This window comes from Lacticaseibacillus jixianensis (assembly GCF_003946485.1).
Taxonomy (GTDB): Bacteria; Bacillota; Bacilli; order Lactobacillales; family Lactobacillaceae; genus Lacticaseibacillus; species Lacticaseibacillus jixianensis.
Genome location: NZ_RHOJ01000020.1, coordinates 37,541 through 44,211 on the forward strand (window position 1 = coordinate 37,541; position 6,671 = coordinate 44,211).

The window sequence follows — 6,671 nt, forward strand, 5'->3', positions numbered from 1 at the left end:
GGCCAGCCCTCAGCGTGTTAGAATTGATTATTAAATTCTTAATGGAGGCCATCATATTGACAAACACAGTACTGATCACCGGCGCCAACCGCGGCATCGGCTTTGAAGTGGCAAGGCAGCTCGGGCGAAGCGGCTGGCTGATCCTGCTGGGCGCCCGCAACCAGGCGCGCGGGGAACGGGCCGCCGCGCAGCTCGCTAAGGAAGGCATCAGGGCGGAATGGCTGCAGATCGACCTGGACGATGCGGCCACCATTCACACCGCTGCCCTGACCGCCGCGCACCACCATCCCGAGCTGCGGCTGCTCATCAACAACGCGGGCATTGCCGGCGACATGACCGCCGAGCCCATGGCTGTGACCACAGAGTCTCTGCGGGAGACGCTGAACGTCAACGTCATGGGGACGTTTGAGATGATCAAGGCGTTCACGCCGCTGCTCGCGCGCAATCACGGCCGCATTGCCAACATGACCATTCCCACCAGTCCAAGCCGCTTCTGGCACCCCTTCAGCTACATCATCAGCAAGTCCGCAATGAACCAAATGGTGAAGCTGTTCGGTCAGAGTTTTGCCCGCAAGCAGATCCCAGTCGACATCTTCGGCATCATGCCAGGCGGCGTCTCGACGGACCTGAACGGCCACCTCAAGAGCCCATTCGTCCGGCCGGTGGCAGAAGGCGCAGCCGCGGTCGTCAAAATTGCCACCGATGGTCACCACCACCAGGGCAAGATCGTCGCCGACTACGGCTTCGGCCAAATGGTCGGCCGGCTGATTGCCCGCCATTAATCTAGACCCCGAAAAGACCCGCACCGCTGACAGCCACCTGCCAGGATGCGGGCCTTTTGCGCCAACCGGTCGCGGGTGGCGCAAAGTGGCTGGCGGCGCCTTGGCCTTGCTATAGTTAAAGCAGAAGGTAACCGGAATAAGGAGGGATTACCGATGCCAAGCTCACCATCCCAGAAAGCCGGCGGCCTGCGCAGGCTCGCCGGCAAGACCATTGCCACCCTGGACCAAGTGCTGTCCGGCGTGGGCGCGGTCGCCGACACCGTCAGCAAAGTCGCCCCCGGCGTCGTCGACGAAAGTGCCAAGGCGCTTGACGCCCACCGGGCCAAGCATAAGGGCGACTTCAAAATGCCCGCGCTGATCGATCTGCCGCTAGCGGAGGCCAAGCGCGTGCTAGATCACTACCAGCTTCAGCACGCACTGGTGCTCCTCGCCCCGGCCCCGCAGTACGCGGCGGCCCGCTCCGATGTGATCCTCACGACCAGCCCCAAACCCAACGCAAAGGTAGCGCCAAACACGTTTGTCCGCGCCTACTACGTCAGCGCTGAGGGGGTGGCGGCCAGCAAGCAGCTGGTGGCGACCCGGCAGGCAGCAAAACGCGACGCCAAAATCGCGAACAAGGCCGCGCGGCGGATCCTGGCACGAGAAGTCGGCCACGGGCTCAAGCAGCTGCCGGCCAAGCTTACGAAGCGCCTAGGCCGCAAAGATTCTGGCTTGCCGCCCGAAGCTGATGCGGCCAGCGAGACTGACCAGATGACCCAGTCTGACCGACCGTGATCGTTGGCCCTTGCCGCTTGGTGCAGGGGCTTTTTTCTCAAGTGCTTAACGGTCTAGCGCGGTTCTTTGCTGAGAAAGACCAGTTTATTCGGCGTTGAAAGCGCGGCTGAATACTGGTAGCGCGGATCGCTGAACGCCTTGAGGGCGGCCGGGTCGGCCATCTGATGCTCGGCGGCAAAGCGCACCATCGCCCCGCGGGCCATCTTGGCCCGCGTCGCCCGGGTCTTAATCCGGCCGTCCTCCAGGTGGCCAAACACCACTTCCACCAGCTGATCCTGCGGCTGCAAATACGGCGTAATGGCCTTGGCGTACTCTTTGGACGCAAGGTTGACCACCGGCTGCGACCAGTCGAGCGCGCGGTAAAGTTTATCGCCCCAAAACTGGTAAAGGTTCGCGGCCTGCCCCACGGCCAGCTTGCTGCCAAGCTCCAGCCGGTAAGGGACAATGGCATCAAACGGCCGCAGCACCCCGTAAAACCCCGACAGGATCCGCAGGTGGTCGCTCAGGTAACGCAGGCCCGCCGCGGTGAGCAGATCCGGGGCCATGCTCTGGTACTGGATGCCCACGTAGCTCATCACCGCCGGGCCCGGCTGGTCGCGGAGGTTCATCTGCCGCAGCCACTGATAGTCGGGCTTGGCCAGCTGGTCGCTGCACTGCCAAAGCGCCTTGGCCTCCTCGTAAGACAGCTGGCGCAGCGCGGCCAGCAGTGTTTGCGCTTGCGCCAGGTACTGCGGCCAGGCCGCGGGGGCAAAGCTCTCGTGATCCACGTGCATCTTTTTCGCTGGCGCAATGATCAACTGCATGGGGCACCCTCGCTTCCATCGGCCGGCCCCGGCCGGCCTGAATTAATGCTGTTATTATACCCAATCAGGCACGCTAAACAAGCGGAACGCCCGCCGGACTCGGTGCGGTCCCAAGCGAGCCCGGGTCATTTTCAAACGCGCAAAGGCCAACCCGCCGCGCTGACCGCCTGCAAATCAGGTATGATAAAGGCAACAAAGGAGTTGATTGGATGTTCGACTTACCCACCTACCTCAAGCGGCCCGACGCGCTGACCAAAGCCGAGGCTTACCAGATTTACCAAGCGCTCCACCCGCGCAACGCGGACACCGACGAGGACTTTGCCACCCTGTGGGCAATGGTCCTTGAGGATGCTCTGGCGTACGCGTCGATTCGGGTCAGATGGAATCTGCAGTCACGCGCAGAGCGGAACGCCGTCGATGCCGCCCGCACCGCGCATCACAACAGCTTTATCAAGGCCCTGCAGGCGCTCAGCCGCCACACGACAAAGTGCGGGGCGCCTGACTGGCTCAAACAGCTGGGCGACCCCGCAGTGAACCGCAAGCGTATTGGCGATTTTGCCGGCTACCTCGTCCTGTTCGGCGTCCTGCAGGGAAGATAGGCCTTACGCCGGATGGTTTTCCCTGCTGGCTTTTCGTATGCTTGAGCAAAGCCTAAATAGGAGGTCTCGTCATGAAATCCACCTTCGCCAAACTGGTCCTGGTTGCCGTCATCCCGCTCACCCTGCTCGCCGCGTGCGGGGTCGGCCAAAATACCAGCAGCCCTAGTCCCAGCACCAGCCAGACCAGCACCCGCTCGGCCGTCAGCCACCTGGCAGACGTGGAAAACCGCGGGCTGCCGGTTCAAAACAAGCAGGACATCACCGGCGCCGCGCTGACTGCACTCAAGCGCCAGTACGGCAGCGGCATCGCCAGCGCCGTCGCCTTCACCAACGACCACGGCACCAAAATGTACATCCTCGTGGCCAAGACGACCGCGGACGCCAATGCGATTCGCAGCAAATTTGCGGCGGCCAACTGGTCCGTTAAAGCCGACCCGAGCCGCCAGCTGATCTTCGCGGCCGAACGCAGCCTCGCTTCCGGCTGGTTCGAGAAGTACCAAAAGCCGATCTTCCGCGGCTGATCCGCTTCGCCTGCCTGACTCATGGGCAGGTTTTTTTGGCCCGCTCGCAGCCTCCGTCCTGCTCTATACTGGGAGTGTCTCTTAAGAAAGGAGCCGATTCCTATGACCAAGTACCAATTTCTCCGCCCTTACACATTCAAAAACGGCGTCACGGTCCAAAACCAGGTCGTCATCCCGCCGATGACCGAGTGTTCCGCTTTTGAGGAAGGCTCCGTCACCGAAGACGAGCTGCGCTACTTTCGCATTCACAGCGGTGGCGCCGGCTTGTTCATCTCCCCTGTCGCCAACGTGACCCCCGGCGGCAAGGGCTTTGAAGGCGAGCTCTCAGTCGCCGAAGACCGGTACCTGCCCGGCCTCACGCGCATGGCCAGCGCGATGAAACAAGGCGGCAGCCGGGCCGTCCTGCAGATTTTCCACGCCGGCCGCATGACCAATTCGAAGATCTTGCGCGGCAGGCAGCCGGTTTCGGCCAGTGCCGTTGCGGCAGTAAGGCCAGGCGCCGAGACGCCCCGCGCGATGACTGAAGCAGAAATCGCTGCCGTAATTGAAGCCTTCGGGCAAGCGACGCGGCGGGCCATTGTCGCCGGCTTTGACGGGGTCGAGCTGCACGGCGCCAACACCTACCTCATGCAGCAGTTTTTCTCCCCGCACAGCAACCGTCGCACCGATCAATGGGGCGGCAGCCTGGCCAACCGCGAGCGCTTCGCCTTGGCCATCATCAAGCGCGTGCACGAAGTTGTTGACCAGTACGCTGACCGGCCGTTTCTGATTGGCTATCGCATCTCCCCGGAAGAAATCGAGACGCCGGGGATTCGCCTGAAGGACACGCTGCAGTTCGTCGCCACCCTGGCGAACCAGCCGCTGGATTACCTCCACGTCTCGCAGGGCCGGGCCTTCCAGACCTCGTTGAACGACCCCACCGACACCGAACCGGTGATTGTGAAAATTCGGCGCCAGGTCGCCGGCCGGCTGCCGCTGATCGCCGTTGGGTCGGTGACGACCCCGGCCGACGCCGAAAAGGTGATGGCGGCGGGAATCGACCTGGTCGCGCTCGGCCGAGAAATGCTGCGGGAGCCGCTCTGGGTCCAGAAGGTGGCGGCCGGCGACGAGGCTGCGATCCGCTACACAGTCTCACCGGCAGAGCTGGATGAGCTGGGGATCACGCCGCCGCTGTGGCGGTTTCTAACGGTCCACATGCACGCCGATATGTAGATAACATCAGCCAGCTAAGCCAGCTAGGCCAGGACAGCAAAAGCGCGGGTCAATCACGTGATTGCCCGCGCTTTTTGTTGCGCTCTACCGCCCGGCCCGCGCCAAGTAATCCGCAATGGCGTGGCGGTGGGCCGCCGGGATGTTGGTCGGCAGCTGATCAAACGGCACCCAGCGGTACTGCAGGGACTCGGCGTCGGCCACCTGCGGCGTGCCGGTCACGTGCTCGGCGTAGTACGCGGTCGTCACCATGTCGAACTGGTCCCCGTTTGCCGCCGTCCGCATCCCCTCTCCCGAATAGACGTTGAGCAGCGTCAGCGCGCTGGCGTCCAGACGCATGCCGGTTTCTTCGGCGACCTCGCGGACCACCGTCTCCCGCGTCGTTTCGCCCAGCTCCATCAGCCCGCCCGGCAGTCCCCAGCGCTTCGCCGGTTCGTTGCGCTGCTGCATGAGCAGTGCGCCATCCGCGTTCACCAACACCGCGCAGCTGCCGTTCAGGATCAGGCGCCGGTGCCCGACAATTTGACGCAGCGCTTCGATGTAACCCATGGTGCCACCTCCTGCTTGAATGTGATCCCATTTTACCGCGTGGCGGCTTTCCCCACCACCCGCCAAATGCTTTGCACGCCGCTTTCGGTAGTGCTAATGTAAGTAACGGTACAGTAAGAAAGCGTTATCTAATACTGCAAAGGGAGAGCACACATGGAAAATTATCTCGCATCACCAACACGTTACGATCATATGCAGTACCGCCGCGTGGGCAACAGCGGCCTCAAGCTGTCGGCCTTGTCGCTGGGGCTGTGGCATAACTTCGGCAGCGTCGATCCGCTGGAGAACCAGCGCCACCTGCTGCGGCACGCGTTTGACCTCGGCATCACCTGCTTTGACATCGCCAACAACTACGGCCCGGAGCCCGGCAGTGCCGAAAGCAACTTCGGCCGCATTTTTAAGGCGGACTTCAATCCCTACCGCGACGAGCTCGTCATCACCTCCAAGGCCGGCTACTACATGTGGCCCGGCCCTTACGGCGAGTGGGGCTCCCGCAAGAACATCATCGCCAGCTGCGACCAGAGTCTCGCCCGCACCGGCCTGGACTACTTCGACATCTTCTACTCCCACCGCTTCGACCCGGACACCCCGCTGGAAGAAACGGCCCTCGCCCTCGACCAGCTGGTCAAAAGCGGCAAGGCCCTCTACGTTGGGCTGTCCAACTACGATCCGGAGCAGACGGAGAAAATGGCGGCCATCTTCAAGGACCTCAAGACGCCTTACATCATCCACCAGGACCGCTACAACATCTTCAACCGCGGCCCTGAAGACGGGCTCTTCCCGACGCTGGCAAAGGACCAGACCGGGGCCGTTGTCTTCAGCCCGCTGGCGCAGGGCATGCTGACGGGCCGCTACCTCAACGGCATTCCGGCCGACTCCCGCGCCGCACGCAAGGACAGCCCGTTCCTGCACGTTGCGGACGTCGAAAACAAGCTCAGCCAGATCAAGGCGCTGAACGCGATCGCCGAAAAGCGCGGCCAGACGCTTGCCGAAATGGCGCTGGCTTGGGACCTGCGCCAACCGGTCGTTGCCAGTGTCATCATCGGCGCCAGCAAGGTCAGCCAGCTTGACGACAACGTCAAGGCGCTGGCCAACCTTAACTTCAGCGAGGAAGAGGAACAAGCCATCGCCGACGCTTTGGCATAACTCAACCGCTCAAACCGCTTCGCGAAATCCGCGAGGCGGTTTTTTTCGTGCAAGTCGTGCGCCTTGCGCCGGGCGGCGGGGCTTCGTTAGGCTGGAAGTAGGCCCGAAGCCGGGAAGCTGAGACAGCTTGCGTAATCGGGCTTTGGGTTCGCAACGCGGGAGTGGCTAGCTACGGTCGCAGCTTCACTCGCTTTGCGAGTAAAGCCTCAACCTAGATAATATGAAGTGACCCCCTAGATTGTCGACACGGGGATTTAGATTGATAATGTTGTTAGCTAAAACAAACAA

8 protein-coding genes are annotated in these 6,671 nt (G+C 62.3%); 6 read left to right on the forward strand and 2 right to left on the reverse strand.

The genetic code is table 11. The features are described 5' to 3' along the window. Window positions 1–56: 56 nt before the first annotated feature. A complete protein-coding gene (locus EKM85_RS08550; protein ID WP_125585942.1) occupies window positions 57–782 on the forward strand; it encodes an SDR family NAD(P)-dependent oxidoreductase in 726 nt (241 codons plus the stop codon). A gap of 153 nt (window positions 783–935) precedes the next feature. Beyond that, the gene (locus EKM85_RS08555; RefSeq protein ID WP_125585943.1) at window positions 936–1,556 is read left to right on the forward strand and encodes a hypothetical protein; all 621 of its coding nucleotides are present in this window, start codon (window positions 936–938) and stop codon (window positions 1,554–1,556) included. 53 nt (window positions 1,557–1,609) lie between these two features. Here the strand turns inward: EKM85_RS08555 and yaaA are convergent, their stop codons facing one another. Further along, window positions 1,610–2,359 (reverse strand): peroxide stress protein YaaA, encoded by a 750-nt coding sequence (gene yaaA / locus EKM85_RS08560; protein ID WP_125585945.1) that lies wholly within the window; start codon window positions 2,357–2,359, stop codon window positions 1,610–1,612. A gap of 209 nt (window positions 2,360–2,568) precedes the next feature. On the opposite strand from yaaA, the gene EKM85_RS08565 reads away from it, so the two are divergent. The 3 genes from EKM85_RS08565 to EKM85_RS08575 all read left to right on the forward strand — a co-directional run bounded on the left by EKM85_RS08565 (window position 2,569) and on the right by EKM85_RS08575 (window position 4,691). Next, a complete protein-coding gene (locus tag EKM85_RS08565) occupies window positions 2,569–2,958 on the forward strand; it encodes a hypothetical protein (protein ID WP_125585947.1) in 390 nt (129 codons plus the stop codon). Between the two features lie 71 nt (window positions 2,959–3,029). After that, entirely contained in the window at window positions 3,030–3,479 is a 450-nt protein-coding gene (locus EKM85_RS08570) for a hypothetical protein (protein ID WP_125585948.1), read from the forward strand. Window positions 3,480–3,581: 102 nt separating this feature from the next. Further along, a complete protein-coding gene (locus EKM85_RS08575; protein WP_125585950.1) occupies window positions 3,582–4,691 on the forward strand; it encodes an NADH-dependent flavin oxidoreductase in 1,110 nt (369 codons plus the stop codon). 84 nt (window positions 4,692–4,775) lie between these two features. Here EKM85_RS08575 and EKM85_RS08580 read toward each other — a convergent pair whose 3' ends face one another. Further along, on the reverse strand, window positions 4,776–5,237 hold the full coding sequence (locus EKM85_RS08580; protein ID WP_125585952.1) for an NUDIX hydrolase: 462 nt from the start codon (window positions 5,235–5,237) through the stop codon (window positions 4,776–4,778). A 153-nt stretch (window positions 5,238–5,390) separates the two neighbouring features. Here EKM85_RS08580 and EKM85_RS08585 point away from each other — a divergent pair, with 153 nt between their 5' ends. Next, entirely contained in the window at window positions 5,391–6,383 is a 993-nt protein-coding gene (locus EKM85_RS08585; protein WP_125585954.1) for an aldo/keto reductase, read from the forward strand. Window positions 6,384–6,671 lie beyond the last annotated feature (288 nt).